This window comes from Staphylococcus sp. GDY8P72P, from assembly GCF_016890655.1.
Taxonomy (GTDB): Bacteria; Bacillota; Bacilli; order Staphylococcales; family Staphylococcaceae; genus Staphylococcus; species Staphylococcus arlettae.
Genome location: NZ_JAFEQJ010000042.1, coordinates 1 through 1142 on the forward strand (window position 1 = coordinate 1; position 1142 = coordinate 1142).

1 protein-coding gene is annotated in these 1142 nt (G+C 38.7%); it reads right to left on the reverse strand.

Features of this window, described 5'->3' with window-relative positions; genetic code table 11:
• Positions 1-927, reverse strand: a 927-nt coding sequence (locus tag JVU85_RS13655) for an MFS transporter (protein ID WP_204172863.1), incomplete at its 3' end; no start/stop codon positions are given.
• Positions 928-1142 lie beyond the last annotated feature (215 nt).

Sequence of the window (1142 nt, forward strand, 5' to 3'; positions counted from 1 at the left end):
TCCATTCACCTCAACGACTAGCAATGGGACGAACGCAAGAACAGCGAAATAAGCAAACATCGAAAAAAATGCAATTATGACCGTATTGACATAATCCTTGTTATTGAACAGGACAGGTGGTACAAATGGATTTTCTGCGGTAACAATTCTCCAAATAAACCCTACCAAAGCTACAACAGAACCAATTAGGCTAGTTAACGATGAGAACGAAGAAAAACCAGAAGTTTCCCCTTGAGTGATACCAAAAAGGAGTAATCCTACTGTGAGGCCGAGCAATAAACCACCAATGAAATCAAAGTTCTTATTGCTTCCTACGGATTCTGCCGGTTTAATTGTCGGTAACGCGTAGTAGGCACCAATAACAAGCATAATGGCTAACAAAAATGTGAACCAAAACAAGGCATTCCACCCTAAATATTGACCAACCACTCCACCAAATATTGGACCAGCAGCAGTTCCAACACCAATACTTCCTGCGATAATTCCCAAAGCTCCCCCACGTTTTCCTTGTGGGAAAACCTTCGAAATTGCAATGACTGATAGAACTGGAATTGCGGACATCCCAGCACCCTGAACCATTCTTCCCAAAACCAACAATGGAAGGTTCGTGGCAATTGCACATAAAAGACTACCACTTGCCAGAATCATAATGGCAAAGATATATAGCTTTCGTAACTCAAAAAAGTCTGAGATTCGACCATAAATCGGAACTCCAATCGCAAGAACAAGTGCAATACCACTAACTATCCAAATCACTTGAGATTTCGAAGCTTCTAAATCTTTGCTTATTAGTGGAAGTACGGGATTGACAAAATCAGCCGTAATTGCACCTACAAGTACAGATAGGGAGAGTACCATCATTAAGAGCCTAGTAGAACCCCTTTTTTCAGATTGAATCATTTCTTTAGATTTACTATCCTTTTTCATTTTATTTCCTCCTAAAATATATTGTGATTTTTTCCTCCTAAAATATATTGTGATTTTAGGAGGCTAAATCCACTGCTTTCACCATAAACCTCACCTCATAATCATTTATATTGTAAAACCCAATCAACTAACTCACCATATTTCTACAGCATGATTAAAGATTCGGTTCTCCAAACTAACTGAACTGATCAAACAAAAAAAGGCACCAGTTTAAC